Source organism: Streptomyces sp. NPDC001728 (assembly GCF_040297565.1).
Taxonomy (GTDB): domain Bacteria; phylum Actinomycetota; class Actinomycetes; order Streptomycetales; family Streptomycetaceae; genus Streptomyces.
In genome coordinates this window covers 275,049-300,245 of record NZ_JBEOZK010000003.1, presented here as the reverse complement: position 1 = coordinate 300,245, position 25,197 = coordinate 275,049, and the positions used below count along the sequence as shown (strand labels likewise).

23 protein-coding genes are annotated in these 25,197 nt (G+C 74.1%); 10 read left to right on the top strand and 13 right to left on the bottom strand.

Features of this window, described 5'->3' with window-relative positions; genetic code table 11:
- Nucleotides 1-114: 114 nt before the first annotated feature.
- From pepN to ABT154_RS06790, 4 genes are read right to left on the bottom strand one after another with little or no spacing between them, the layout of a single operon-like run.
- Nucleotides 115-2,601, bottom strand: coding sequence for an aminopeptidase N (pepN, locus tag ABT154_RS06805; protein ID WP_351853750.1), 2,487 nt, complete (start codon nucleotides 2,599-2,601; stop codon nucleotides 115-117).
- 56 nt (nucleotides 2,602-2,657) lie between these two features.
- Nucleotides 2,658-3,644, bottom strand: a complete 987-nt coding sequence (locus tag ABT154_RS06800) for an asparaginase (RefSeq protein ID WP_351853748.1) — start codon at nucleotides 3,642-3,644, stop codon at nucleotides 2,658-2,660.
- Nucleotides 3,644-3,985: a chorismate mutase gene (locus ABT154_RS06795; protein ID WP_351853745.1), complete on the bottom strand. Its 342-nt coding sequence runs from the start codon at nucleotides 3,983-3,985 to the stop codon at nucleotides 3,644-3,646. The genes ABT154_RS06800 and ABT154_RS06795 overlap by 1 nt, the downstream gene beginning before the upstream one ends.
- 11 nt (nucleotides 3,986-3,996) lie before the next feature.
- A complete protein-coding gene (locus ABT154_RS06790; RefSeq protein ID WP_351853743.1) occupies nucleotides 3,997-4,884 on the bottom strand; it encodes a helix-turn-helix domain-containing protein in 888 nt (295 codons plus the stop codon).
- A gap of 149 nt (nucleotides 4,885-5,033) precedes the next feature.
- Between ABT154_RS06790 and ABT154_RS06785 the strand changes: the two genes are divergently transcribed.
- Nucleotides 5,034-6,788: a glycoside hydrolase family 35 protein gene (locus ABT154_RS06785; RefSeq protein WP_351853741.1), complete on the top strand. Its 1,755-nt coding sequence runs from the start codon at nucleotides 5,034-5,036 to the stop codon at nucleotides 6,786-6,788.
- Nucleotides 6,789-6,908: 120 nt separating this feature from the next.
- Here the strand turns inward: ABT154_RS06785 and ABT154_RS06780 are convergent, their stop codons facing one another.
- The gene (locus ABT154_RS06780) at nucleotides 6,909-7,691 is read right to left on the bottom strand and encodes a S1 family peptidase (protein WP_351853739.1); all 783 of its coding nucleotides are present in this window, start codon (nucleotides 7,689-7,691) and stop codon (nucleotides 6,909-6,911) included.
- Between the two features lie 161 nt (nucleotides 7,692-7,852).
- Between ABT154_RS06780 and ABT154_RS06775 the strand changes: the two genes are divergently transcribed.
- Both ABT154_RS06775 and ABT154_RS06770 read left to right on the top strand, forming a co-directional pair.
- Nucleotides 7,853-8,737, top strand: a complete 885-nt coding sequence (locus tag ABT154_RS06775; protein ID WP_351853736.1) for a hypothetical protein — start codon at nucleotides 7,853-7,855, stop codon at nucleotides 8,735-8,737.
- Nucleotides 8,738-8,817: 80 nt separating this feature from the next.
- Nucleotides 8,818-10,287 (top strand): ankyrin repeat domain-containing protein, encoded by a 1,470-nt coding sequence (locus ABT154_RS06770; protein ID WP_351853734.1) that lies wholly within the window; start codon nucleotides 8,818-8,820, stop codon nucleotides 10,285-10,287.
- A gap of 15 nt (nucleotides 10,288-10,302) precedes the next feature.
- Here ABT154_RS06770 and ABT154_RS06765 read toward each other — a convergent pair whose 3' ends face one another.
- From ABT154_RS06765 to ABT154_RS06755, 3 genes are all read right to left on the bottom strand, one after another.
- Nucleotides 10,303-10,728, bottom strand: coding sequence for a guanyl-specific ribonuclease (locus ABT154_RS06765; RefSeq protein WP_351853732.1), 426 nt, complete (start codon nucleotides 10,726-10,728; stop codon nucleotides 10,303-10,305).
- 287 nt (nucleotides 10,729-11,015) lie between these two features.
- Nucleotides 11,016-11,891: an SDR family oxidoreductase gene (locus tag ABT154_RS06760; protein ID WP_351853730.1), complete on the bottom strand. Its 876-nt coding sequence runs from the start codon at nucleotides 11,889-11,891 to the stop codon at nucleotides 11,016-11,018.
- Between the two features lies 1 nt (nucleotide 11,892).
- Nucleotides 11,893-12,657 carry an SDR family oxidoreductase gene (locus tag ABT154_RS06755; protein ID WP_351853727.1) on the bottom strand — a complete coding sequence of 255 codons (765 nt, stop codon included), beginning with the start codon at nucleotides 12,655-12,657 and terminating at the stop codon, nucleotides 11,893-11,895.
- A 67-nt stretch (nucleotides 12,658-12,724) separates the two neighbouring features.
- Between ABT154_RS06755 and ABT154_RS06750 the strand changes: the two genes are divergently transcribed.
- From ABT154_RS06750 to ABT154_RS06730, 5 genes are read left to right on the top strand one after another with little or no spacing between them, the layout of a single operon-like run.
- Nucleotides 12,725-13,474: an enoyl-CoA hydratase family protein gene (locus ABT154_RS06750; protein WP_317877632.1), complete on the top strand. Its 750-nt coding sequence runs from the start codon at nucleotides 12,725-12,727 to the stop codon at nucleotides 13,472-13,474.
- Nucleotides 13,471-14,328, top strand: coding sequence for a CoA transferase subunit A (locus ABT154_RS06745; RefSeq protein WP_351853724.1), 858 nt, complete (start codon nucleotides 13,471-13,473; stop codon nucleotides 14,326-14,328). Before ABT154_RS06750 ends, ABT154_RS06745 begins: the two co-directional genes overlap by 4 nt.
- Nucleotides 14,325-15,062, top strand: a complete 738-nt coding sequence (locus ABT154_RS06740; protein WP_351853721.1) for a CoA-transferase subunit beta — start codon at nucleotides 14,325-14,327, stop codon at nucleotides 15,060-15,062. Before ABT154_RS06745 ends, ABT154_RS06740 begins: the two co-directional genes overlap by 4 nt.
- Entirely contained in the window at nucleotides 15,059-16,111 is a 1,053-nt protein-coding gene (locus ABT154_RS06735; RefSeq protein ID WP_351853718.1) for an NAD(P)H-dependent flavin oxidoreductase, read from the top strand. The genes ABT154_RS06740 and ABT154_RS06735 overlap by 4 nt, the downstream gene beginning before the upstream one ends.
- 47 nt (nucleotides 16,112-16,158) lie before the next feature.
- Nucleotides 16,159-17,079: a tyrosine-protein phosphatase gene (locus ABT154_RS06730; RefSeq protein WP_351853716.1), complete on the top strand. Its 921-nt coding sequence runs from the start codon at nucleotides 16,159-16,161 to the stop codon at nucleotides 17,077-17,079.
- Here ABT154_RS06730 and ABT154_RS06725 read toward each other — a convergent pair.
- The 5 genes from ABT154_RS06725 to ABT154_RS06705 form a co-directional block, all read right to left on the bottom strand.
- Complete coding sequence (locus ABT154_RS06725) at nucleotides 17,004-18,719, bottom strand: DEAD/DEAH box helicase (RefSeq protein ID WP_351853714.1); 1,716 nt, start codon at nucleotides 18,717-18,719, stop codon at nucleotides 17,004-17,006. The genes ABT154_RS06730 and ABT154_RS06725 overlap by 76 nt on opposite strands.
- A gap of 252 nt (nucleotides 18,720-18,971) precedes the next feature.
- Complete coding sequence (locus ABT154_RS06720) at nucleotides 18,972-20,129, bottom strand: acetyl-CoA C-acetyltransferase (RefSeq protein ID WP_351853713.1); 1,158 nt, start codon at nucleotides 20,127-20,129, stop codon at nucleotides 18,972-18,974.
- A gap of 183 nt (nucleotides 20,130-20,312) precedes the next feature.
- Nucleotides 20,313-20,930 (bottom strand): TetR/AcrR family transcriptional regulator, encoded by a 618-nt coding sequence (locus tag ABT154_RS06715; RefSeq protein WP_317877770.1) that lies wholly within the window; start codon nucleotides 20,928-20,930, stop codon nucleotides 20,313-20,315.
- A 15-nt stretch (nucleotides 20,931-20,945) separates the two neighbouring features.
- Complete coding sequence (locus ABT154_RS06710; RefSeq protein WP_351853710.1) at nucleotides 20,946-21,740, bottom strand: SDR family oxidoreductase; 795 nt, start codon at nucleotides 21,738-21,740, stop codon at nucleotides 20,946-20,948.
- The gene (locus ABT154_RS06705) at nucleotides 21,737-22,885 is read right to left on the bottom strand and encodes an acyl-CoA dehydrogenase family protein (protein WP_351853708.1); all 1,149 of its coding nucleotides are present in this window, start codon (nucleotides 22,883-22,885) and stop codon (nucleotides 21,737-21,739) included. The genes ABT154_RS06710 and ABT154_RS06705 overlap by 4 nt, the downstream gene beginning before the upstream one ends.
- A 57-nt stretch (nucleotides 22,886-22,942) precedes the next feature.
- Between ABT154_RS06705 and ABT154_RS06700 the strand changes: the two genes are divergently transcribed.
- Together ABT154_RS06700 and ABT154_RS06695 are read left to right on the top strand one after the other, a co-directional pair.
- A complete protein-coding gene (locus tag ABT154_RS06700; protein ID WP_351853705.1) occupies nucleotides 22,943-24,097 on the top strand; it encodes an acyl-CoA dehydrogenase family protein in 1,155 nt (384 codons plus the stop codon).
- A complete protein-coding gene (locus ABT154_RS06695; protein WP_351853703.1) occupies nucleotides 24,097-25,137 on the top strand; it encodes an acyl-CoA dehydrogenase family protein in 1,041 nt (346 codons plus the stop codon). The genes ABT154_RS06700 and ABT154_RS06695 overlap by 1 nt, the downstream gene beginning before the upstream one ends.
- Nucleotides 25,138-25,197 lie beyond the last annotated feature (60 nt).

Genomic DNA, 25,197 nt, shown 5'->3' with positions numbered 1-25,197 from the left:
GGACCCCCGAGCGGGACGACTGCCCACACGGAGGCGGCGGGGCGCCCGGCCCCGCACGCGGCAGGCGTGCGGGCTGGGTGGGAGCAGTCCCGGTGGAACGGCCCCGCGACCGGGTCAGGCCGTTCGGGCCGTCAGTGCGCGGCGCAGGTCGTCCAGTTGGTCCACCAGCTTGCGGTGGAGGGCCGGGATCATCGTGTCCTGCGCGAGGTGGGACTCTCCCAGGGCCAGGGCGTCCGCGTCGATCGCGTACGACGGGAACGCGTAGCGCCCCGCCGCCTCCGCCATCGCCGGGCCCCGGCGGTCGGCCAGCGCGATGGCCGCCGGGTAGAAGCGCGGCACGTACTCCCGTACCAGCTCCGCCTGTTCGGGCTGCCAGAAGCCCACGGCGGTCGCGGTGAACAGGTAGTTGGACAGCTCGTCCGTGTCGAAGAGGGCCGACCAGGCCGCCGCCTTGGCCTCCGCCGTGGGGAGCGAGGCCCGGCAGCGGGCGGCGCCCTCCTGGCCGGTGGCGCTCCGGTCCCGCTCGAGCTCGGCGGCGATCACGGTCTCGTCGGTGGCGCCGAGGACGGCGAGCCTGGCGAGGATGCGCCAGCGCAGCTCCGGGTCGAGTTCCGGGCCGCCGTGGACGGTGTCCTCGTCGAGCCAGGAGGCGATCTTGTCGGGGGTGGTGGCGCTGTCGACGCAGGCGCGGACGGCGGTGAGGCGCAGTCCGGGCTCCTCCCCGTCCTCGGTGCGGCGGAGCAGCGCGCGGGCGATCTCGCCGATCACGGCGAGGGCGGCCGGACGCTCGGCCTCCGTGACGTACCGGTCGGCGATCTGGTGGCGGGCGAAGCCGAGGACGCCCTGGACGAGGGCGAGTTCGGTCTCCTCGGCGAGGTGCGCCCGCGCGGCCTCCAGATAGGCGGCGGGTTCCAGCTGCCCGTCGCGGACCATGTCGCGCAGGCTGTTCCAGACGACGGCCCGGGTGAGGGCGTCGGGGATACGGGAGAGGCCGCGCAGGGCGGACTCCTCGGAGACCTCGTCGAAGCGGAGCTTGGTGTAGGTGAGGTCGCCGTCGTTGAGGACGACGAGCGCGGGGCGCGGGCCGGTCAGCTCGGCGGGCGCCTCCTGCGGGACGTCGAGCTCGCGGCGCTCGCGCAGGGAGAGCGCGCCGTCGGGCTGCCGGTCGTAGATCCCCGCCCGGATGCGGTGCGGACGGCTGCCGTCGCGGTCGACGTGCAGCCGCCACTGGCTTCCCTCGCCTTCGAGGCGGGGGGTGAGGGTGTCGACGCCGGTGGTGCGCAGCCACTGCTCGGCCCAGGCGTGGACGTCGCGGTCGGTGGCGGCGGCGAGGTTGTCGATGAAGTCGGCGAGGGTGGCGTTGCCGAACTTGTGGCGCTTGAAGTGGATGTTGATGCCGGCGAGGAAGTCCTTCTCGCCGAGCCAGGTGACGAGCTGGCGGAGGGCGGAGGCGCCCTTGGCGTAGGAGATGCCGTCGAAGTTGAGGAGTGCGGAGGCGGTGTCGGGGACGGACTCCGGGTCGGGGGCCACGGGGTGGGTGGAGGGCCGCTGGTCGGCCTCGTAACCCCAGGCCTTCCGGGTGACGCCGAAGTCGACCCAGGTGTCGGGGAAGAGGTCGGCGCAGGCTTCGTTGACGGTCTGGAAGCCCATGTACTCGGCGAAGGACTCGTTCAGCCAGATGTCGTCCCACCAGCGCAGGGTGACGAGGTCGCCGAACCACATGTGGGCCATCTCGTGGGCGATGACCATGGCGCGGCTCTGGCGCTCGGTGACGGTGACGGCGGAGCGGAAGACGAACTCGTCGCGGAAGGTGACGAGGCCGGGATTCTCCATGGCGCCCGCGTTGAACTCGGGGACGAAGGCCTGGTCGTACGAGTCGAAGGGATACGGCTCGTCGAACTTCTCGTGGTAGCGGTCGTAGCAGGCCCTGGTGACGGCGAGGATCTCGTCGGCGTCGGCGTCGAGGTGGGCGGCGAGGGAGCGGCGGCAGTGGATGCCGAACGGCAGCCCGGCGTGCTCGGTGCGGACGCTGTGCCAGGGGCCGGCGGCGACGCAGACGAAGTAGGTGGAGAGCAGCGGGGTGGGGGCGGCCTGCCAGCGGCCGTCGGGCTGCCGCTCGGTGATGCCGTTGGAGAGGACGGTCCAGCCCTCGGGGGCGGTGACGGACAGCTCGAAGACGGCCTTCAGGTCGGGCTGGTCGAAGGCGGCGAAGACGCGCTGGACGTCCTCCATGAAGAGCTGGGTGTAGGCGTACGACTCGCCGTCCGTGGGGTCGGTGAAGCGGTGCATGCCCTCGCCGGTACGGGAGTACCGCATGGTGGTGCTGATCCGCAGTGTGTGCTCGCCCTCGGTGACGCTCAGCGGCAGGCGGTTGCCGTCGAGGGCGGTGATGTCGAGGGGAACGTCGTCGAGGAGGGCGGAGTGCAGTGCCTCGGGCTTGAGCTCGACGAAGGTGTCCCCCGCGGCGCGGGCCGTGAAGCGGATGAGGCTCCGTGAGTGGAAGGTCTCGTCGCCGGTGGTGAGGTCGAGGTCCACGCGGTAGTGGTGGACGTCGAGGAGCTGGGCACGGGTCTGCGCTTCGTCGCGCGTCAGTACGGACATGGCCCTATGCTGCCCGATGCTCGCGGCGACGGGCAGGGGTGGTCGGACAATCCCGCTCAGGCGAGTCCGGAGCCGTTCAGGTGGGCGAAGGCGGCGGCGATCCTGGGGCGGTCGTAGCCGGCCGGGCCGGCCGCGCCGCTGGAGAGCAGGGTGTGGAGCAGGATCCGGGCCTTGGCGGGGTCGAGCGGGCCGGCCGGGATCAGTCCGCGGTGCAGCAGGTCGTACTCGGAGCCTGGGCCGCGGTAGGTGTGCGAGAGGGTCGCTCCGCCGCCGGTACGGGAGGCGAGGACGACCGGGATGCGGTGGGCGAGCTCTTCGAGGGGTTCGACCAGCCAGGTGGGGACGTGTCCGGCGCCGAAGGCGGCGACGACGAGGCCCTGGAAGCGGTGGTCGACGGCTTCGAGGAGTTCGCCGCGGTCGCCCTGGGAGAGGGTCACCAGGGCCACCCGTACCTCGGGGTCGAGTTTCAGCCGGCAGAGGGCGGGCGGGACGGCGGGGCGGAGCAGGACGCGGGGCTCCCCCTCGACGATCGAGCCGATCGGCCCGGCGCCGGGCGAGGCGAAGGTGGCGACGGAGGTCGTGTGGGTCTTCCGGGCGAACCGGGCGGCGTGGATCTCGTCGGCGAGGACGACGAGGACGCCGAGGCCGCGACAGGCGGGGGCGGCGGCGACGGCCAGCGCGGCGGCCAGGTTGGCGGGGCCGTCGGCGCCCGGCAGGTCGGGGCGGCGCATGGCGCCGGTGACGGCGATCGGCTGCTCGGTGGTGCAGAGCAGGTCGAGGACGAAGGCGGTCTCCTCCAGGGTGTCGGTGCCCTGGACGACGACCACGCCGGAGCCGTCGGCGACGGTGGCGCGCACCTCGGCGGCGAGGGCGGCGAGGTCCTCGTGGCTGAGGGAGGAGCTGGGGACGCGGCGGAAGTCCTTGAGGACCACGTCGAGGTCGCCGCCGAGCTCGGCGAGGACCTCCTGTCCGCTCATCCGGGCCGCGTCGCCGCCGCGGGCGGAGATCGTCCCTCCGAGGGTGAAGACCGTCACGCGGGCCATCAGCGTGCTCCGTCCGCAATCGTCTCGTGGTGGCGGATGACCTCGGCGATGATGAAGTTGAGGAGTTTCTCCGCGAAGGCCGGGTCCAGTTTCGCGCTCCCGGCGAGTTCCCGCAGCCGGGCGATCTGGCGGGCCTCGCGTGCGGGGTCGGCGGGCGGCAGCTGGTGGCGGGCCTTGAGGACACCGACCTGCTGGGTGCACTTGAAGCGCTCGGCGAGCATGTGGACGACCGCCGCGTCGATGTTGTCGATGCTTTCGCGCAGGCGGGTCAGTTCGGCGGTGACGGTCGGGTCGATCGCGTCTGCGGGGACGGTGGGGTCATTCGCGCGGGAGTCGCTCATGATCTGCGAGCTTAGACGGATCTCGGGAGGATCGTGGGCGGGTGTTCGGGATCCGGAACGCGGTTGCTCCAGCCCCCGTGCACGGACCGTCCCTGCTGCTCGCGGAAGCGGATGGGGGCGGTGCCTACCCGGCGGGTGAAGAGCCGGGAGAAGTAGGCGGGGTCGTCGTAGCCGACGCGGCGGGCGACGGCGGCGACGGGCAGTTCGGTGGCGGCGAGCAGTTCCTTGGCGCGGCCGAGGCGGACGGTGAGCAGGTAGTCCTTGGGGCTGCACCCGGCGGCCCGGCGGACGGCGGTGCGCAGTTCGGCGGCGGTCATGCCGTGCCGGGCGGCGTGCTCGGCGACGGAGAGCGGCTGGAAGGCGTCGCGGGCGAGGGCGGCGAGGACGGGGTCGCCGTCGGCGTTGCTGTCGGCGCGGGCGCGGCGCAGCGCGACGAGGAGTTCGTGGACGGCGGCGCCGGTCTCGACCTCCAGGAGGGGGTTGCCGGGGCGGGCGGCGCGGGCGATCCGGGCGATGGCGGAGCGGGCGGGCGCGGCGTCGGAGAGGGGGACGACGGGCCGGTCGGGTTCGATGTAGCCGAGTTCGGTGTAGGTGGTGGTGGCCGGTCCCGAGAAGTCGACGAAGGCCTCGTCCCAGCCGGTGCCGGGGTCGGCCCCGTAGTGGTGGGGGACGCCGGGGGTGAGCCAGAGGAGGGCGGGGGCGGTGACGGTGGTGCGGCGCCCGTCGGCGCCCCGGTACCAGCCGCTGCCGGCGGAGACGACGACGGCCACGTGGTGGTCGAGGGTGCGGGGGCCCACCGTGGGCAGGGTGCCGTGCTGGAGTCCGACGCCGAGGCAGACGAGGCCGAGGCGGTGGTGGACGGGGCTGGGCGTGAAGTAGCGCATCCAGGTGTGGTACATGCGGTGGTTGCCCTCCCCGGGCCGGCACGTGGTCGGGCGGGCCCCGTCGGGCCCTGACGTCGGGGCCGGCATCGGCGGACCCTGAACGTCCAAACTTCGACGATCTTTGTCCATGGACCGGTTCGCCGCCAGGGGGTGAGGGTGAGGCCATGAGCACGTTCGCTGTGGGTGACGAGGACTTTCTGCTCGACGGGCGGCCGGTGCGGCTGCTCTCGGGGGCGCTGCACTACTTCCGGGTGCACGAGGGCCACTGGGAGCACCGGCTCGGGATGCTGCGTGCGATGGGCCTCGACTGCGTGGAGACGTACGTCCCCTGGAATCTGCACGAGCCCGAGCCTGGCCGGTTCGCGGACGTGGAGGCGCTCGGCCGGTTCCTTGACGTGGTGGCGCGGGCCGGGATGCGCGCGATCGTGCGCCCGGGGCCGTACATCTGCGCCGAGTGGGAGAACGGCGGGCTGCCGCACTGGGTGACCGGGCCGCTCGGCCGACGGGTGCGGACCCTCGACCCGGAGTTCCTGGCCCCGGTGGAGGCCTGGTTCCGGCGGCTCCTTCCGCAGGTGGTGGAGCGGCAGGTGGACCGCGGCGGCCCGGTGGTCCTCGTGCAGGTGGAGAACGAGTACGGGAGTTACGGCAGCGACCGGGACTATCTGGAGTGGCTGGCGCGGCTGCTGCGGGACTGCGGGGTGAGCGTGCCGCTGTTCACCTCGGACGGTCCCGAGGACCACATGCTGACGGGTGGTTCGGTGCCGGGGGCGCTCGCCACGGCGAACTTCGGTTCGGGGGCGCGGGAGGGCTTCGCGACGCTGCGGCGGCATCAGCCGTCGGGGCCGCTGATGTGCATGGAGTTCTGGTGCGGCTGGTTCGACCACTGGGGCACCGAGCACGCGGTGCGGGGCGCGGCGGACGCGGCGGAGGCGCTGCGGGAGATCCTGGAGTGCGGGGCCTCGGTCAACGTCTACATGGCGCACGGCGGGACGAACTTCGGCGGCTGGGCGGGGGCGAACCGGGACGGTGAGCTGCATGACGGGCCGCTGCGGGCGACGGTGACCTCGTACGACTACGACGCTCCCATCGACGAGGCGGGGCGGCCGACGGAGAAGTTCCGGGCCTTCCGCGAGGTGCTCGCGGCGTACGCGGAGGGGCCGCTGCCGGAGCTTCCGGAGCCGCCGGCGCGGCTCGCGGCGCCGGTCTCCGGGACGCTCGACGGCTGGGTGGCGCTGGACGGGGTCCTGGGGGCGCTCGGCGGGGAGGAGACGGTGACGCCGGTGCCGCCGACCTTCGAGGAACTGGGCGTGGACCGGGGTCTGGTCCGCTACCGGGTGGCGGTGCCGGGTCCCCGGCAGCCGTATCCGCTGGGCGTGACGGGGCTGCGGGACCGGGCGGTGGTTCGGGTCGACGGGATGCCGGCGGGGGTGCTGGACGGGGAGGACTCGGTCCTGCCCGAGCGCGTGGCGGGTCCCGCGGTCGTGGATCTGTGGGTGGAGTCCCTCGGCCGGGTCAACTACGGGCCGCGCCTCGCGGAGCCGAAGGGGATCACCGGGGGCGTACGGCACGAGCGGCAGTATCTGCACGGGTTCCGGTCCCGGGGGCTGCGGCTCGACGCGTTCGAGGCGGCGGCGGTGGACAAGCTGCCGTTCGAGGCGGCGGCGGAGGTGTACGGGCCGGGTCTCCACCGGGGGACGCTGGAGGTGACCGGGGCCGGGGACGCGGTGCTGCGGCTGCCGGGCGCGACCCGGGGCTTCGTGTGGGTGAACGGCTTCTGCCTGGGCCGCTACTGGGCGGCGGCCGGGCCGCAGGACGCGCTGTTCGTGCCGGGTCCGGTGCTGCGGGAGGGCGTGAACGAGGTGTGGGTGCTGGAGCTGGAGGGGGACGCGGCTCCGTCGGTGGAGCTGGGGCCGGCGTAGACGCGACGGCGCCCGGGAGCCCGCGTGGACGTGACGTGTCTCCCGTGAACGGGTGCCCCGCCCGGACGCGACGGTGCCCCGGAGCCGAGGCCGCTCCGGGGCACCTGCTTCACGGGGCCGCTACAGCGTGGCCGCCGCCGAGTTGATCGCGGCGGCGAAGGTCGAGACCTCCGTGTAGACGCCGGGGTAGCCGGCCCGCGCGCAGCCCTCGCCCCAGCTCACGATGCCGACCTGGACCCAGGCGCCGGCGTCGTCCTTGCGGAACATCGGGCCGCCGGAGTCGCCCTGGCAGGTGTCGACGCCGCCCTGGCTGTAGCCGGCACAGATCTCCTCGGCGGGGACGAGGTCGGTGCCGTACGAGGACTGGCAGGAGGCGTCGGAGACGAACGGCACGTTCGCCTTGCGCAGGTAGCGCTGCTGGCCGCCGCCCTCGGTCGCGGCGCCCCAGCCGGCGACGGTGAAGGTGCCGCTGTTGTACGCGGTGGTGTCGGCGATCTTCAGGTTGGGCACCGAGGTGATGGGGCTGGCGAGCTTGATCAGCGCCCAGTCCTTGCCCTTGCCGTTGTAGCCCGGGGCCTGGAGCACCTTGGTGGACTTGACCTTGACGGCGCTGGAGCTCTGCAGGTCGACGACACCGGCGGTGGCGGTGATGCTGGTGTTGTTGCCGGAGCCGCTGACGCAGTGCGCGGCGGTGAGCACGACCTGGGGGCTGATCAGCGAGCCGCCGCAGCCCATGGAGAGCCTGACCATCCAGGGGAACTCGCCCTGGGCGGCGCGGGTGCCGCCGACGACGGGGGCGGGGGCGGCGGAGGCGGTGGTGGGCTGGAGGCTGACGGCCGCCAGGACGACGGCGCCTGCGGCGGCCAGCTTCTGGAGTGCGCGGACCATGCGGTGCTGCTTCATGTGCCTGCCTTCTCTCATGGGGGGTTGGCCTCCACAGGCGATGACATGCGCCCGTCAAGGCATGTCCGGATTATGGACATCGGCCAACTGGCCCCACAAGGAAGCGTTTTCGGCCAGGCCCCGCAAGGGGACCGTACAGTGGACGGAAGGGGGGTACCGGTATGCCGCACCGCCAGGAGGGCGCTCGCGTCGCCCACGGCTTCCCGCACCGCGCCGCGGTCGGGGACTCCGTCACCGCGCTCTACCGACGCCTCTCCCCCGACGGCGTGCACCGCTACCCGGCGAGCGTGCCGGCCGCCGACGTGGCCCTCGGCGACGACGAGGACCTCCACCTCGGCACCCAGCGGGTGGCCCGCGCCCTCGTCCGGCACCTGCGGCTGCCCGAGGCGCGCATGGTGGTCAGCTTCCGGCCGATGGAACACGCGGCGGCCGTCGAACTCGCGGCGGGACCCGAGTACTTCGTGGAGCTGAACGACCGCTTCCGGAGCCGCCGCCGGGACATCGGCGCGGCCCTCGCCCACGAGATCACCCATGTCCTGCTGCACCGGCTCGGCCTCGGCTTCCCCGGCACCGCGGAGAACGAGATCCTCACCGATGTCGTCACCACCTATCTGGGCGCGGGCTGGCTGCTGCTCGACGCGTTCCGGCAGGACGGCGTGGAGAGCCAGAAGCTCGGCTATCTGACCCCGGAGGAGTTCGGCTACGTCCTCGCCAAACGGGCCGAGGTCTTCGGCGAGGACCCCTCGCCCTGGTTCACCAGCGACGTGGCCTACGAGGCATGGGTACGCGGCCGGGCCGAGGCCGACCGGGAGCGGACGCCGCCGCCGCTCGTCGGAGCGGGCTGGGCCGAGCGCCGCCGGTACGGCTGGGAGCGCCGGCGGGGCCGGGCGGGTGAGGGCGCCCCGTACCGCTTCGACGGCGGAGCACCCGCCACGGGCGTCTCCTTCCGCTGCCCGGTCTGCCGCCAGCGCCTCCGCGTCCCGGCGGGCCGGGCGCTGCGGGCCCGGTGCGGGGTGTGCCGGACGGTCCTGGAGTGCGCGGGGTAGGGCGTGGGGCCCCGGGGGCGCGCCCCGCCCGGCGGGCAATCGATTTGCGCCAGGACCGGACGGGGGGTCAGGGTCGGGGCATGAGCACGTTGTTCGACGCCATCCGGGACGGGGACGAGGACGGGGCCGTACGCGCCCTGCGGGACGGGGCCGACCCCGAGGACCGGGAGGACGAGGAGACCGCCCTCTACCGGGCGGCCGTCAGCGACGAGGCCGGAATCGTACGGATCCTGTTGGCCGCCGGGGCGGACCCCGGCCGGGGCAGCGGCGAGGACGACGGCGACCTGCCGCTGTGCGGGGCCGCCTGCGGCGGGCACGCCGGAGTGGTGCGGGCGCTGCTCTCGGCGGGCGCGCCGGCGGACCAGGAGGAGGCCTACGGCTTCACGGCACTCGCCTGGGCGCTGCGCCTCGGGCACGCCGACACGGCCAGGGTCCTCCTGGAGTACGGGGCCGACCCGGACCGGCGCGGGCCCGACGGGCTGCTCCCCCTGGTGGCCGCCGCCCGGCGCGGCTCCACCGGCTGTGTGCGGGCGCTCCTGGACCACGGGGCGGACGCGCGGGAGGCCGCGCTCCGGGAGGCGCGGCGCTGGATCGGCGTGGACATCGCGGCCGAGCTGCGGCGCGGGCTCGTGGCCGGGAACGAGGGCGGGGAGACGTACGAGGCGGTGGTGCGCCGGGTCCGGGAGGGCGGCGGGGTGACGGTGGTCGTCGAACTGCTGCGGGAGGACGGCGCCCCGGGGCGCGGCGACGACCGGGGAACCGGGCACGCGGCGGTCTCCACCCTCCTGGAGACCTCGCTCGGACTGCACACCTCGCACGAGGAGCTGGCCGCGCGGGCGCTGCGCTGCGGCGATCCGGAGCTGGACGACTGGACGACGGCGGTGGCCGAACTGGCCGGCCGGGCCGACGAGGAGACCTTCGTGGCGGCGGCGGCCTGGTGCGCGTACCGCGATCCGCTGCGCCGGGCGCTCGGCGCGCGGGTCCTCGGCGCCCTGCCCGGCTTCGGGCCGAGCGCGGTGCCGGTGCTGCGGAGGGTGGCGGCGGGGGCGACGGGCACCGCGCGCGAACCGGCGCTCTCGGTGGTGTGGGCGCTCGGGGAGTGCGCGGAGCCGTCGGCCGTGCCCGAACTCCTCGCGGTGGCGGAGCATCCCGACCCGGTGGTGCGGCGGGCCGTCGCGGGGGCGCTCGCCGGGATCGTGCCGGCCGGGCACGTGGAGGCGCTCGGGGTGCTGCTCGCGCTGAGCCGGGAGGGTGACGCGCGGGTACGGGACTGGGCGACGCTCGCCCTCGCCGAACTGCCCGACGACACCCCGCTCGTACGGGAGGGGCTCGCGGAGCGGCTCGGCGACAGCGATCCGGAGACGGCGGCGGAGGCGGCGCGCGGGCTGGCGATCCGTCAGGACCCGCGCGCCGTCGACGCGCTGGCCGCGGTCCTGGCGGACGGCGACCCGGAGGGGGCGGCGCGGGAGACGGCGCTGGCCGCCCTGGAGTACGTCCACGACCCCCGGGTCAGGACCCGGCTGGAGTGGATGCACCCACGCCGCGCCTGAGCGCGCGGAGGGGCGTCAGCAGCCGTAGTCGATCAGGTCGAACGACGCGTAGTGGTCGGAGGTGTAGTAGTCCTCGTCCGTCGCGTTCCCGGTCACGATCCGACGGGCGCCCCGGGTGGAGACGTTCGGGGTCTTGACCGTGTACTCGTGGTAGTAGCCCAGCGTGTGGGAGGGCAGGACGCCTTCCCGGTTCTGGAAGACGGCGCCGTCCTGGCTGTACGGGAAGGGCCCGCCCGCGTCGATGAGGCGCAGCGTCGTGTACGCCTGGCTCGGCAGGGCGGAGTAGCAGATGTCCCCGACGGAGGCGGTCGCCGCGACGGTGGTCACGACGGCGGCGGGGGCGGGGGCCGGCGCGGCGGTGGCGGGGGCGCCGAGGAGGAGGGAGGACAGGAGGGCGGTGGCGACACCGCCGGCGAGGGTGAGTCGAGGGGGGATTCGCATGCCTACGACGATGACGCGCGTAGATCCCGCCGGGAAGCCCGACGGTCCTCAATTCTCCGGACGTCAACGCCTTCCCCGCGAACGTGGAGATCCCGTGTACGGCGCGGGGACCGCGTGGATCGCGAGGAAGCCACGCATGCCGGAGGTGGCGGGGAGCCGGCGACGGTCACCCGTCTCCCGGCCGGGGCGACCGACCGCCGGGCGCCCGGCGACCGACCGCCGGCCCGCGACCGGGCGCCTCACCGAAGAAGGCCCGGACACCCCCGGCATGACCCGGGAGGCAGTCCCTAGGCCCCGTACACCTTGCCCGGCGGCTCCGCCTCCGCGAGGAGTTCGCGGGCCGTCTCCCCCGCCTCCGCCGGGGTCCGGCGTCCGCCCTTGTCCGCCGTCGGGCCCGGGCGCCAGCCCTCCATGACGGTGAGCCGGCCGCCCTCGGACTCGAAGACCCTGCCGGTCACGCCCTCGGAGGCGGCCGAGCCCAGCCACACCACCAGCGGTGACACGTCCTCGGGCAGCGCTTCGAGCCCGTCGAAGACCTGCTCGGTCATCCGTGTCCTGGCCGACGGGGCGATGGCGTTGACCTGGACCCCGTAGCGGGCCAGTTCCGCCGCCGCGACCAGGGTGAGGCCGACGATCGCGGCCTTGGCCGCCGCGTAGTTGCCCTGCCCGACGCTGCCCAGGAGCCCGGCGCCCGAGGTGGTGTGGACGATCCGCGCCACCGGTGTCCGTCCGGCCTTCGCCTCGGCCCGCCAGTGCGCGGCGGCGTGCCGCAGCGGCAGGAAGTGGCCCTTGCCGTGGACCCGCATGACGGCGTCCCAGTCCTCCTCGTCGAGGTTGACGAGCATCCGGTCGCGCAGGAAGCCGGCGTTGCTGACGAGGGTGTCAAGCCGCCCGTAGGTGTCGAGGGCGGTCGCGACGAGGGAGGCGGCGCCCTCGGTGGTGGCGATGTCGCCGCCGTGCGCGACGGCCTCGCCGCCCGCGGCCCTGATCTCCGCGACGACCGCCGCCGCCGGGCTGTCGGGCCCGGGGCGGCCGTCGAGGCCGACCCCCAGGTCGTTGACGACGACCCGGGCGCCCTCGGCGGCGAAGGCGAGCGCGTGCGCCCGCCCGAGCCCGCGTCCGGCTCCCGTCACGATGACCACGCGACCCTCGCAGATCCCCATGTCAGCTCTCCTTGTTGGCGGTTGCGGCGTCCAGGAAGGCGGGGCGTTCGCCGCCGCCGTGCACGAGGAGCGAGGCCCCCGAGACGTAGCCGGCCCGGCCGGAGGCGAGGAAGACGGCCGCCTCCCCGATCTCGTCCGGTTCGGCGAGCCGGCCCAGCGGTACGGTCCGGCCGACGGCGGCGATCCCGTCCTCGTCGCCGTAGTGCAGATGGGACAGTTCGGTCCTGACCATGCCGAGGACGAGGGTGTTGACCCGTATCTCGGGGGCCCATTCGACGGCCATGGAGCGGGCCAGGTTCTCCAGGCCCGCCTTGGCCGCGCCGTAGGCGGCGGTCCCCGGGGAGGGCCGGGCGCCGCTGACGCTGCCGATCATGACGACCGCGCCGCGCGAGGCGCGGAGCAGTGGGCGGGCGGCGAGGCTGACGGCGAGCGGGGCGGTGAGGTTGAGTTCGACGACCCGCGCGTGGCGTTCGGCCTCGCCCTCGCCGAGGAGTCGGTACGGCGTGCCGCCCGCGTTGTTGACGAGGGCGTCGAGCCGTCCGTACCGCTCGGCGAAGGCGGTGAAGAACTCCCGTACGGCGGTGGGTTCCCGCAGGTCGAGCGGGTGGAAGTCGGCGGTGCGGCCCTCCGCCGCGACCAGTGTGTCCGGGGGTCTGCGGGCGCAGACGGCGACCCGGGCGCCGGCCCGCAGAAAGGCGCGTGCGATGCCCGCTCCGACGCCTCGGGTTCCGCCGGTGACGAGCACGACCCTCCCGTCCAGCTCCATCGGCTGCTACCTTCCTCCTCAAGAGGTTACCTAACAAACGTTTGGTGGAAAGGTAGCTGATCCACTCATGGGTGTCTGCACCTCGCGCCCCGCTCCGGGCGTGGCCCTGGTCACCGTCGACTTCCCCCCCGTCAACGCCCTGCCCGTCAAGGGCTGGTACGCACTCGCCGACGCCGTCCGCACGGCCGGCCGCGACCCCGAGGTCCGCTGTGTCGTCCTCACCGCCGAGGGCCGCGGCTTCAACGCGGGCGTCGACATCAAGGAGTTGCAGCGCGACCCCGGGCACACCTCCCTGATCGGCGCCAACAGCGGCTGCGCCGAGGCCTTCGCCGCCGTCTACGAGTGCGAGGTGCCCGTGGTGGCCGCGGTCGCCGGGCACTGCCTGGGCGGCGGCATCGGACTCGTCGGCAACGCCGACGCGATCGTCGCCGCCGAGGACGCCGTCTTCGGGCTGCCCGAGCTGGACCGGGGCGCGCTCGGCGCCGCCACCCATCTCGCCCGGCTGGTCCCCCAGCATCTGATGCGGACGCTCTACTACACCTCGCGGACCGCGACCGCCGCCGAACTGCACGCCCACGGCTCGGTGTGGCAGGTGGTCCCCCGCGCCGGTCTCCTGGACGCCGCCCTCGGGCTCGCCGGGGAGATCGCGGCGAAGGACGGCAGCCTGCTGCGGCTCGCCAAGGCCGCGCTCAACGGCATCGACCCCGTGGACGTACGGCGCAGCTACCGCTTCGAGCAGGGCTTCACCTTCGAGGCCAATCTGAGCGGGGTCGCCGACCGGGTCCGCGACACCTTCGGGAAGGAGAACTCCCCGTGACGGACAAGACCATGACCCCCGAGGACGTGGTGGGCCGGCTCCGCTCCGGCATGACGATCGGGATCGGCGGCTGGGGCTCCCGGCGCAAGCCGATGGCCCTGGTCAGAGCGCTGCTCCGGTCCGAGATCACCGATCTCACGGTGGTCTCCTACGGCGGCCCCGACATCGGCCTGCTCGCCGCCGCCGGCCGGATCCGGCGGCTCGTCGCCCCCTTCGTGACCCTGGACTCCATCCCGCTCGAACCCCACTTCAGGGCGGCCCGTGAGCGCGGCTCCCTCGAACTCACCGAGTACGACGAGGCGATGTTCATGTGGGGCCTGCACGCCGCCGCCAACCGGCTGCCCTTCCTGCCGGTGCGCGCCGGACTCGGCTCCGACGTGATGCGGGTCAACCCGGGCCTGCGGACCGTCACCTCGCCCTACGGGGACGGCGAGGAGTTCGTCGCCGTCCCCGGCCTGCGGCTCGACGCGGCCCTCGTCCACGTCAACCGCGCCGACCGGCTCGGCAACGGCCAGTACCTCGGCCCCGACCCCTACTTCGACGACCTCTTCTGCGAGGCCGCCGACACCGCGTACGTCTCGTGCGAGGCGATCGTCGACGGCTTCGGGCCCGACACCGTGCCCCAGACCCTCCTGATCGGCCGCCACAGCGTCACCGGCGTCGTCGAGACCCCGAACGGGGCGCACTTCACCTCCTGCGCCCCCGACCACGACCGCGACGAGCCCTTCCAGAAGCTCTACGCGACCACTCCCTGGCCCGAGTTCGCCGAGCGCTTCCTCTCGGGCAAGAGCGAGAACGACTACCAGGCGGCCGTACGGGCCTGGCACGAAGAGCGCGAGGAGCAGCGGACGTGACGACGGAAACGACGACGACGGCGGTCAGCCGGGCCGAACACTGTCTGATCGCCTGTGCCGAGGCCTGGCGCGACAACGGCGAGGTGCTCGCCAGCCCGATGGGCCTGATCCCCTCCTTCGGCGCCCGCCTCGCCAAGCGCACCTTCTCCCCCGACCTCCTCCTCACCGACGGCGAGGCCCTGCTCGTCGGCCTGGACGGGCAGCCCGAGGGCTGGCTGCCGTACCGGAGGCACCTCACCATGGTCACCGGCGGCAAGCGGCACGTGATGATGGGCGCCAGCCAGATCGACCGGTACGGCAACCAGAACATCTCCTGCATCGGCGACTGGGAGCGCCCCACCCGCCAGCTCCTAGGAGTGCGCGGGGCACCGGTCAACACCCTGAACAACCCGGTGAGTTACTGGATCCCCAAGCACTCGCCCCGGGTCTTCGTCGAGCGTGTCGACATGATCAGCGGCGTGGGTTACGACCATGCCGTCGGGCCCTACCACCGTCTCCCCCGGGTCGTCACCGACCTCGCCGTCCTCGACTTCGAGACCCCCGGCCACGCGATGCGGCTCGCCTCCGTCCACCCGGGCGTCACCGTCGACGAGGTCCGCGCGGCCACCGGCTTCGAGCTGGTGACCGGCGACGAGGTGCCGTACACCCGGGACCCCACGGCCGAGGAGCTGCGGCTGATCCGCGAGGTCATCGACCCGCGCGGGCTGCGGGACCGCGAGGTCTCGCCCCGATGAGGACCGCCCTCACCGAGCTGACCGGTGTCCGCCACCCCGTCGTGCAGACCGGGATGGGCTGGGTCGCCGGTCCCCGGCTCGTCTCCGCCACCGCGAACGCGGGCGCCCTCGGGATCCTCGCCTCCGCCACCATGACCGTGGACGAACTGCGCGCCGCCGTCCGCGAGGTGAGGTCCCGCACCGACCGGCCCTTCGGCGTGAACCTGCGCGCCGACGCGGGGGACGCCCGCGAACGGGTCCGGATCATCATCGACGAGGGCGTACGGGTGGCCTCCTTCGCCCTCGCCCCGTCCCGCGACCTGATCGCCGAGCTGAAGGACGCCGGGGTCGTCGTGATCCCCTCCGTGGGCGCCCGGCGGCACGCCGAGAAGGTCGCGGGCTGGGGCGCGGACGCCGTCCTGGTGCAGGGCGGCGAGGGCGGCGGGCACACCGGGGAGGTCGCCACGAGCGTGCTGCTGCCGCAGGTGGTGGACGCCGTCGGCATCCCGGTGATCGCGGCCGGCGGCTTCCACGACGGACGGGGCCTGGTCGCCGCCCTCGCCCACGGGGCCGCCGGCATCGCCATGGGCACCCGCTTCCTGCTGACCTCCGACTCGACCGTGCCGGACGCGGTCAAGGCCCGCTATCTGGCCGCCACGGTCAAGGACGTCACCGTCACCACCGCCGTCGACGGGCTGCCGCACCGGATGCTCCGCACCGAACTCGTCGCGTCCCTGGAGGACGCCGGCCGGGTCCGGGCGCTGGCCCAGGCCGTCCGCAGGGCCGCCGGATTCCGGCGGCTGTCCGGGCTCTCCTGGCCGGCGATGGTCCGCGACGGCCTCGCCATGCGGCACGGCAAGGAGCTGTCCTGGAGTCAGGTGCTGCTCGCCGCGAACACCCCGATGCTCCTGCGGGCGTCCATGGTCGAGGGCCGCACCGACCTCGGTGTGATGGCCGCGGGCCAGGTGGCGGGGGTCATCGAGGACCTGCCCAGCTGCGAGGAGCTGGTCAGCCGGATCATGGCGGAGGCCGCGCAGGTGCTCCGCACGCTCCCCCGCCCCGAGTCGTAACCCCGCTCGACGCTCTCCGCACCCCTGAGCCGCAAAGGAGTCCGGCCGTGCACCCGTCTCGACGCGCTCTGCTCACCGCCACCGGGGCCATCGCCCTGCTGACCGCCCTGCCGACGGAGGCGCTCGCCCGTCCCCGGCCCCTGCCCAAGGGCCGTCCACGGTCCGTGCCCGCCATCCGGCAGATCCCGCTCCAGGGTGCCGTCAACGTCCGTGACCTGGGCGGATACCCCACGTACGACGGAAACCGTGTCCGGTACGGGCTCGCCTACCGGGGCGACCATCTCGCGAAGCTCACCGACGCCGACCTGACCACGCTCGCCGGGCTGGGCCTCGGCACCGTGGTCGATCTGCGGATCCCCACGGAGGTCGGCTACGACGGCGCCGACCGGCTGCCCGCGGGACCGGTCCCGGTCTCCCGGCCGATCACCGACAAGGGCCTGTTCGGACAGCTGCTCGCCGCGATCGGCTCCCGGGACCCGGTGCGCCAGGAGGAGATGCTCGGCGGCGGACGCGCCGCCGCCTTCATGTGCGAGGTGTACCGCACCTTCGTCACCGACCCCGCGAACCGGGCCGCCTTCGCGGCGACCCTGCGGGACCTCGCCGACCCCCGCCGGGGGCCGCTGCTCGTGCACTGCACCTCGGGCAAGGACCGCACCGGCTGGACCGGCTGGCTGCTGCTCACCCTGCTGGGAGTCCCCGAGAGGCTCGCCCGCGCGGACTACCTGGCCTCCAACACCTTCCGCGCCGCGTACGACGCGCGGCTGCGGGAGGGGCTGAGGCAGGGCGGGCTGATGCAGAACCCCGAGCTGATCGTGCCGCTCCAGGAGGTGCGGGCGGAATACCTCGACACCGCCCTGGAGCAGCTGCGCAGCTCCTACGGGAGCGTGCTCCGTTACGTGTCGGTCGGCCTCGGCCTGGAGTTCCGCGAGCTGCTGGCGCTGCGCGAACGGCTGGCGCCCGTGGCCTGACGCCCGGCGCGACCCGCACCCGCACCCGCACCGGCGGCGGCACCCCGCCCGCCGCCCGTGCCGGAGCCACGGCCGGAGCCGGAGCCACGGCCCGTACCCGCGGCGGAACCGGCGGCGCGGCCCGCACCGGCACCGGCGGAGCGACCGCCCGTGCCCGAGCCCGAGGCGCCGGAGCGCCCGGAGCCGGAGCCCGTGCCCGTCGTCCCGCCGGCCGGAGCCGGACGGCGTCGACGGCGGTTGCCACTGCCCGAGCCCGCGCCGCCGCCCGCCGCCTTGCGCGGCGGGGTCGGCTGCGGCGTCTCGACGACGACCGGGACGCCCGAGGGCTCCCGCGCGCCGGTCAGCTCGACGAGCTGCTCGTCGCTGGACTTGATCTGCGCCGTACGGGGGCTGATGCCCGCGTTCGTCATCAGCCGGCCCATGTCGCGCTTCTGCTCGGGCAGGACCAGCGTGAAGACGCTGCCGGACTCACCGGCGCGGGCGGTGCGGCCACCGCGGTGCAGGTAGTCCTTGTGGTCGATCGGCGGGTCGACGTTCACGACCATGTCGAGGTCGTCGACGTGGATGCCGCGGGCCGCGACGTTCGTCGCGACGAGCGTGGTGACCTGGCCGGTCTTGAACTGGTCCAGGGTCCGGTTGCGCTGCGGCTGCGAGCGGCCACCGTGCAGTCCGGAGGCCCGTACGCCGTTGGCGAGGAGCCGCTTGACCAGCCGGTCCACGGACCGCTTCGTGTCCATGAAGAGGATCGTCCGGCCGTCGCGGGCCGCGATCCGCAGTGTGACGGCCTTCTTGTCGGTCTCGTCGGCCACGTACAGGACGTGGTGCTCCATCGTGGTGACGGCGCCGGCCGAGGGGTCGACGGAGTGCACGACCGGGTCGTCCAGGAACATCTTGACCAGCCGGTCGATGTTCCGGTCCAGGGTGGCCGAGAACAGCAGCCGCTGCCCGCCCGGCTCGACCTGCTTCAGCAGCTTGGTGACCTGCGGCAGGAAGCCCATGTCGGCCATCTGGTCGGCCTCGTCGAGGACGGTGACGGCGACCTGGTCGAGGCGGCAGTCGCCCCGGTCGATGAGGTCGTGGAGCCGGCCCGGGGTGGCGATGAGGATCTCGGCGCCGCGCCGCAGGGCGGAGGACTGCCGGCTGATCGACATGCCGCCGACGACCGTGGTGATGCGGAGCCGCAGCGCGGAGGCGTACGGGGTGAGCGCGTCGGTCACCTGCTGGGCGAGCTCGCGGGTGGGCACCAGGACCAGCGCGAGCGGCGCGCCGGGCTCGGCGCGGCGGCCGGCCGAGCGGGCCAGGATCGCGAGCCCGAAGGCGAGGGTCTTGCCGGAGCCGGTACGCCCCCGGCCGAGCACGTCGCGGCCCGCGAGGGAGTTCGGCAGGGTCGCGGCCTGGATCGGGAACGGCTCCGTGACACCCTGCTCGCCCAGGATCCGCAGCAGGCCCTCGGGCATGTCGAGGTCGGCGAAGGACTCCACCGCGGGGAGCGCGGGGGTCACCGTCTCCGGCGGCGTGAACTCGCTCGGGGGCGGGGGTGCGGTGGGACGACGGCCACCGCGGGAGGCCTTCGGCTGTGACGAGGACTTCGCCTGGGAGGTGCGGGGGCTGCGCTTGTGGGGGCGCTCGGAGCGGGTCATGCGTGCCTTTCTGGCCGGTGCTCGCGGCACAGCGGGGGCCCGCACCTGCACGGTGCGGGCCCCGGCTGCTCTACCCGGAACACGCGATACGGGCCCCGGCTGTCTTCTCGCTGTTTCCAAGGAACAATAGTGCGCCTCGGAACCTTCCCGCCCCGCCCGACCGATGCCAGGACGGATCCGGCCTGACCAGCGACGTGCGACGTGGGCGACCTCACAGCTCCCGGCGGCCGTGGGGGGCGCCCGCGACGGCCGTCACAGCCGTTCGATGATCGTCACGTTCGCCTGTCCGCCGCCCTCGCACATCGTCTGGAGGCCGTAGCGGCCCCCGGTCCGTTCGAGCTCGTGGAGAAGGGTCGTCATCAACTTCACCCCGGTCGCGCCGAGGGGGTGGCCGAGGGCGATGGCGCCGCCGTTGACGTTGACCCGGGCCGGGTCCGCGCCGGTCTCCTTGAGCCAGGCGAGGACGACGGGCGCGAAGGCCTCGTTGATCTCGACGAGGTCCATGTCGTCGATGCTCAGACCGGTCTTCTTCAGGGCGTACGCGGTGGCCGGGATGGGGGCGGAGAGCATCCGGATCGGGTCCTCGCCCCGTACGGAGAGGTGGTGGATCCGGGCCCTGGGGGTCAGCCCGTGCTCCCGTACGGCCCGCTCGCTCGCGAGCAGCATCGCCGCGGCGCCGTCGGAGACCTGGGAGGAGCAGGCCGCGGTGATCGTGCCGCCCTCGACGACGGTCTTCAGGCCGGCCATCTTCTCCAGGGTGGTGTCCCGGCGCGGGCCCTCGTCGGCGGTCACGTCGCCGTAGGGCACGGTCTCCCGCTCGAAGCGGCCCTCGTCGACGGCGCGCAGTGCCCGCTCGTGCGAGCGGAGGGCGAATTCCTCCTGGTCGCGGCGGGTGATGCCCCATTTCTTCGCGATCAGTTCGGCGCCGTGGAACTGGTTGACGGGCGCGTCGCCGTACCGGGCGCGCCAGCCCTCGGAGCCCGCGTAGGGGCCCTCGGTCAGGCCGAGGGGTTCGCCGGCCTGCCGGGAGGCGAAGGCGATCGGGATCATCGACATGTTCTGGGTGCCGCCGGCCACGACCAGGTCCTGGGTGCCGGACAGGACTCCCTGGGCCGCGAAGTGCACGGCCTGCTGGGAGGAGCCGCACTGGCGGTCGATGGTGACGCCGGGGACCTCCTCGGGGAGGCCGGCCGCGAGCCAGGCCGTCCGGGCGATGTCGCCGGCCTGCGGGCCCACGGTGTCGAGGCAGCCGAAGACGACGTCCTCGACGGCGGCGGGGTCGATGCCCGAGCGTGCGACGAGGGCCTTGAGGACGTGCGCGCCGAGGTCCGCCGGGTGGACGGAGGCCAGTCCTCCCTTGCGGCGGCCCACCGGGGTGCGGACCGCTTCGACGATGTAGGCCTCGGCCATGACAGATCCTCCAGACGGCTAGGGCCTGTCTGACCATGCGCGTCGGATCAGGCCGGGGCGTTCGGTGCGTGCGATCGGTGCGCGGTCGGGGCGCCCTCGTAGCGGAGCTGCTTGGGCGTTGCGGCCGTGCGGCGAGCGTGCGTGCCGGGCGGGCCGGATCCGGCGGAAATCGCCGGACAGGCCCTAGGTACGTACGGCGATGCCGTCCAGGACCATCGACAGGTACTGGCGGGCGATCTCCTCGGGGCTGTGCAGTCCGCCGGGCCGGTACCAGGACGCGGCGACCCAGACGGTGTCACGGACGAACCGGTAGGTGAGGCGGACGTCGAGGTCGGCGCGGAACACCCCGGCGGCGACGCCGCGCTCCAGGGTGCCGAGCCAGGCCTTCTCGAACTTGAGCTGCGAGTCGGTGAGGTAGTGGAAGCGGGGCTGGTCGGTGAGGTGCCGGGACTCCTTCTGGTAGATCGCGACGGCGGCGCGGTGCCGGTCGATCTCGCGGAAGGACTCGGTGACGAGGGCCTCGATGGTCTCGCGGGGGTCGAGCCCGGCGGCGAGGACGGCGTCGTATCCCTCCCACAGCTCGTGCAGGAAGGTGGAGAGGATCTCGTCGAGCATCGACTCCTTGGAGTCGAAGTGGTAGTAGAGGCTGCCGGCGAGCATGCCGGCGGCGTCCGCGATCTTGCGGACGGTGGTGGCGTTGTACCCCTGGGCGGCGAACACCTCGGCCGCCGTGTCGAGCAGTTCGCGGCGCCGCTCGGGCGCGGCGGCGTTCACCTGGTTCTTCTTCTTGGTCGTCGGCACGTTTCCATTGTGGTGCTACGCGCGCTGGCTGCTGACGGAGACGGTCTCCCCGGTCATGTAGGAGGAGTAGTCGCCCGCGAGGAAGACGATGACGTTGGCGATCTCCCAGGGTTCGGCGTAGCGGCCGAAGGCCTCGCGGGCGGTGAGTTCGTCGAGGAGTTCGGTGGTGGTGACCTTGGCGAGGTGGGGGTGCATGGCGAGGGACGGGGCGACGGCGTTGACGCGGACGCCGTAGGCGGCGGCCTCGACGGCCGCGCAGCGGGTGAGGGCCATGACCCCGGCCTTGGCGGCGGCGTAGTGGGCCTGTCCGGTCTGGGCGCGCCAGCCGACGACGGAGGCGTTGTTGACGATCACCCCGCCGGTGCCGGCGTCGCGGAAGCGGCGCAGCGCGGCGCGGGTGGAGCGGAAGGTGCCGCCGAGGGTGACGTCGAGGACGCGGTTCCACTGGTCGTCGGTCATGTCGGCCAGTTCGGCGGTGCCGCCGAGGCCGGCGTTGTTGACGATGACGTCCAGGCGGCCGTGGAGGCGTTCGGCGGTGTCGTAGAGCGCCTGGACCTGGTTCTCGTCGGTGACGTCGCAGGGCTGGGAGGCGACGGCGCCGGCGCCGAACTCGGCGGCGAGCGCGGTCTCGGTCTCCTTGAGGCGCCGGGCGTGGGCGTCGCTGACGAGGACGCGGGCGCCCTCCTCGAGGAAGCGGCGGGCGGTGGCGCCGCCGATGCCGGCTCCGGCGGCGGCGGTGACGACGGCGGTCCGGCCGGCCAGCAGGCCGTGGCCCGGCACGTAGGGGGGCGGTGGCTGCTTCCCGGTCACGGTCGCGGCTCCTTCGGGAGGCCGAGCACCCGCTCGGCGATGATGTTGCGCTGGATCTCGCTGGATCCGGCGTAGACGGTGTCGGCGCGGGAGAAGAGGAACAGCCGCTGCCAGTCGTCGAGTTCGTACGGGGCTCCCGCGGCGAGGGTGGCGGCGGGCCCGCACACCTCCATGGCGAGTTCGCCGAGTCCGCGGTGCCAGTGGGACCAGTAGAGCTTGGCGGCGGAGGGGTCGGTGCCGCGCAGGGCGCCGGCGCGCAGGGCTTCCAGTTCGGCCCAGGCGCGGACGAGCCGGTCGCGGATGTCGGGGTCGGCGGCGGCGCCGTTGCGCCGGGCGAGGGCGACGAGGGCGTCGAGTTCGCGTCGGAAGCCGACCTGCTGGCCGAGGGTGGAGACGCCGCGCTCGTAGCCGAGGGTGGCCATGGCGATGCGCCAGCCGTCGCCGGGGGGGCCGACGACGTGCGCGGCGTCGGCGGTGGCGCCGTCGAAGAAGACCTCGTTGAACTCGCTGGTGCCGGTGAGCTGGACGATGGGCCGGATGTCGACGCCGGGCTGGTCGAGGGGGACGAGGAGGTAGGAGAGTCCGGCGTGGCGGCGTGCGCCGGGCCCGGCGAGGGGTTCGGTGCGGGCGAGGACGAAGCACCACTGGGACTCGTGGGCGAGGGAGGTCCAGATCTTCTGGCCGTTCACCACCCACCGCCCGTCCTCCAGGCTCGCGCGGGTGCGGACGGCGGCGAGGTCGGATCCGGCGCCGGGTTCGCTGTAGCCCTGGCACCAGAGTTCCTCGACAGCGCGGATGGGGGGCAGGAAGCGGGCCTTCTGCTCCTCGGTGCCGTGGTCGATGAGGGTGGGGCCGAGGAGTTGTTCGCCGATGTGGTTGACGCGGGCGGGGGCGTCGGCGAGCGCGTACTCCTCGTGGAAGGCGATCTGTTCCTCGATGCCCGCGCCGCGTCCGCCGTACTCCTTCGGCCAGCCGACGCAGGTCCAGCCGTGGGCGGCCAAGTGCCTTTCCCAGGCGAGCCGTTCGGTGAATGCCTCGTGTTCGCGGCCGGGTCCTCCCCGGCCCTTGAGGGCGGCGAAGGAACCGCTGAGGTGGGTCTTCAGCCAGCTCCGTATCTCCGCCCGGAACTCCTCGACGCTGCTCATGGCCGTACGTTAACCTACCAAACACTTGTTAGGGAACGGGTGAGGGCGGGGTGACCGATGGATCTCTCGTACACACGGACCGAGGAGGCCTTCCGGGCGGAGGCCCGGGAGTGGCTGCGGGAGCACGTCCCCGCGACGCCGCCGCCCTCCCTCGAAACGGCCGAGGGCTTCGCCGCCCACCGCGCCTGGGAGGCCGAACTGGCCGCCGCCCGCTGGTCGGTGGTCTCCTGGCCCGAGGAGTACGGGGGGCGGGGCGTCGACCTGGCCCGGTGGCTGGTCTTCGAGGAGGAGTACTGGGCCGCGGGGGCGCCGGGACGGGTCTCCCAGAACGGCGTCCAGCTGCTCGCCCCCACCCTCTTCGACCACGGCACCCAGGAGCAGCGGGCCCGGATCCTGCCGTCGATGGCGACCGGGGAGACGATCTGGGCGCAGGCCTGGTCGGAGCCCGAGGCCGGCTCCGACCTGGCGTCGCTCACCTCCCGCGCGGTCCGCGCCGACGGCGGCTGGCTGCTCTCCGGGCAGAAGACCTGGTCGTCCCGGGCCGCCTTCGCCGACCGGGCCTTCGGCATCTTCCGCAGCGACCCGACGGCGGACCGGCCCCACCGGGGGCTCACCTATCTGATGTTCGACCTGCGGGCGCCGGGGGTGACCGTACGGCCCATCGGACGGCTCGACGGGAAGCCGGCCTTCGCCGAGCTGTTCCTCGACGAGGTCTTCGTCCCCGACGAGGACGTGATCGGCGAGCCCGGCCAGGGCTGGCGCATCGCGATGTCCACCACCGGCAACGAGCGGGGCCTGATGCTCCGCTCCCCCGGCCGCTTCCTCGCCGCCGCCGACCGGCTCGTGGGGCTCTGGCGGGCGGAGGCCGACCCGGAGGACACCGCACTGCGGGACCGGGTCGCGGACGCGGTGATCGGGGCGCGCGCGTACCGGCTGTTCACGGCGGGGGCGGCGGCCCGGCTGGCGGCGGGCGGCCCGGGGGCCTCCGCGGGGGCCGAGTCGAGTCTCAACAAGGTCTTCTGGTCGGAGTACGACCTCGCCCTGCACGAGACCGCACTCGATCTCCTGGGCGCGGACGGCGAGCTGACGGACACCGCGTGGGCCGAGGGATACGTCTTCTCCCTCGCGGGCCCCCTCTACGCGGGCACCAACGAGATCCAGCGCGACATCATCGCCGAGCGGCTGCTCGGCCTCCCGAAGGGGCGCCGCTGATGGCCTTCCTGCCGACCGAGGAGCAGCGGGCCTTCGCCCGCTCCCTGGACGCGATGCTGACGGCCGCCGGCACCCCGGCGGTGGTACGGGCCTGGGCGGACGGCGACCCGGGGCCGGGGCGGGCGCTGTGGGGGCGGCTCGCGGAGGCGGGGGTGTTCGCCCTCGCGGTGCCGGAGGCGTACGAGGGAGTGGGGCCGCTCCCGGTCGAACTCGCCCACGCCCTGGTCGAGTCGGGCCGCCACGCGGTGCCGGGTCCGGTGGTCGAGACGGTCGCGTCGGCGGTCCTCCTCGGCGAACTGGCCGGGCTCGGCGAGCCGGGCCCGGCGAAACGACTGCTGCCCGGCCTGGCGAGCGGCGAACGGACGGCGACACTGGCGATGACCGGGCACGGGACGGAGTCGGTACGGGGCTGTGTGCCGTACGCCCTCGACGCCGACCGGGCGGACGCGGTGCTCGTCGTACGGGGCGAGGAACTGTGGCTGGCGCCCGGCCACGGGCCGGTCCGGGTCTCCGCCGACCCCGCCCGGCGCCTGGCGCGCCCGGCGCCCGGCGGGGAACTGCTCGCCGAGGGACCGGCGGTGGCCGTCGCGGCGGCGCGGGCCCGGCGCTGGGCGATGCTGGCGACGGCGGCGCAGTCGCTGGGCGTGGGCCTGGCGCTGCTCGACCGGACGGTGGCGTACGCCCGGCAGCGCACCCAGTTCGGCACCCCGATCGGCGCCTTCCAGGCGGTCAAGCACCGGCTGGCCGACACACTGCTGGCCCTGGAGTTCGCCCGGCCGCTGCTGTTCGGGGCGGCGGTGGCGCTGGCGGCCGGGGAGGACGCGGACGTACGGGGGGCCGACGGCGCCCTGGCCGCCGCGAAGGTCACGACGGGCGAGGCCGGCTACACGGCGGCCCGCGCGGCCCTCCAGATCCACGGCGCCGTCGGCTACACGGAGGAACTGGACCTGTCCCTCTGGCTGCGCAAGGCCCGGCCGCTGAGGGACGCGTGGGGAAGCCCGGCGGCCTGCCGGGCGGCGGTCCTCGACGCGTACTCCTGAGGCCGGGCGCGGCGGGGCCAGGGCCTGTCGTCACACTCCCGTCGTCGCCCGCAGGGCAGG

Excerpts from the sequence above, each read along its gene's own strand:
- pepN (WP_351853750.1), bottom strand. The coding sequence starts at position 2,601 with ATGTCCGTACTGACGCGCGACGAAGCGCAGACCCGTGCCCAGCTCCTC.
- ABT154_RS06800 (WP_351853748.1), bottom strand. The coding sequence starts at position 3,644 with ATGGCCCGCGTGACGGTCTTCACCCTCGGAGGGACGATCTCCGCCCGC.
- ABT154_RS06795 (WP_351853745.1), bottom strand. The coding sequence starts at position 3,985 with ATGAGCGACTCCCGCGCGAATGACCCCACCGTCCCCGCAGACGCGATC.
- ABT154_RS06790 (WP_351853743.1), bottom strand. The coding sequence starts at position 4,884 with ATGTACCACACCTGGATGCGCTACTTCACGCCCAGCCCCGTCCACCAC.
- ABT154_RS06785 (WP_351853741.1), top strand. The coding sequence starts at position 5,034 with ATGAGCACGTTCGCTGTGGGTGACGAGGACTTTCTGCTCGACGGGCGG.
- ABT154_RS06780 (WP_351853739.1), bottom strand. The coding sequence starts at position 7,691 with ATGAAGCAGCACCGCATGGTCCGCGCACTCCAGAAGCTGGCCGCCGCA.
- ABT154_RS06775 (WP_351853736.1), top strand. The coding sequence starts at position 7,853 with ATGCCGCACCGCCAGGAGGGCGCTCGCGTCGCCCACGGCTTCCCGCAC.
- ABT154_RS06770 (WP_351853734.1), top strand. The coding sequence starts at position 8,818 with ATGAGCACGTTGTTCGACGCCATCCGGGACGGGGACGAGGACGGGGCC.
- ABT154_RS06765 (WP_351853732.1), bottom strand. The coding sequence starts at position 10,728 with ATGCGAATCCCCCCTCGACTCACCCTCGCCGGCGGTGTCGCCACCGCC.
- ABT154_RS06760 (WP_351853730.1), bottom strand. The coding sequence starts at position 11,891 with ATGGGGATCTGCGAGGGTCGCGTGGTCATCGTGACGGGAGCCGGACGC.
- ABT154_RS06755 (WP_351853727.1), bottom strand. The coding sequence starts at position 12,657 with ATGGAGCTGGACGGGAGGGTCGTGCTCGTCACCGGCGGAACCCGAGGC.
- ABT154_RS06750 (WP_317877632.1), top strand. The coding sequence starts at position 12,725 with ATGGGTGTCTGCACCTCGCGCCCCGCTCCGGGCGTGGCCCTGGTCACC.
- ABT154_RS06735 (WP_351853718.1), top strand. The coding sequence starts at position 15,059 with ATGAGGACCGCCCTCACCGAGCTGACCGGTGTCCGCCACCCCGTCGTG.
- ABT154_RS06725 (WP_351853714.1), bottom strand. The coding sequence starts at position 18,719 with ATGACCCGCTCCGAGCGCCCCCACAAGCGCAGCCCCCGCACCTCCCAG.
- ABT154_RS06720 (WP_351853713.1), bottom strand. The coding sequence starts at position 20,129 with ATGGCCGAGGCCTACATCGTCGAAGCGGTCCGCACCCCGGTGGGCCGC.
- ABT154_RS06705 (WP_351853708.1), bottom strand. The coding sequence starts at position 22,885 with ATGAGCAGCGTCGAGGAGTTCCGGGCGGAGATACGGAGCTGGCTGAAG.
- ABT154_RS06700 (WP_351853705.1), top strand. The coding sequence starts at position 22,943 with ATGGATCTCTCGTACACACGGACCGAGGAGGCCTTCCGGGCGGAGGCC.
- ABT154_RS06695 (WP_351853703.1), top strand. The coding sequence starts at position 24,097 with ATGGCCTTCCTGCCGACCGAGGAGCAGCGGGCCTTCGCCCGCTCCCTG.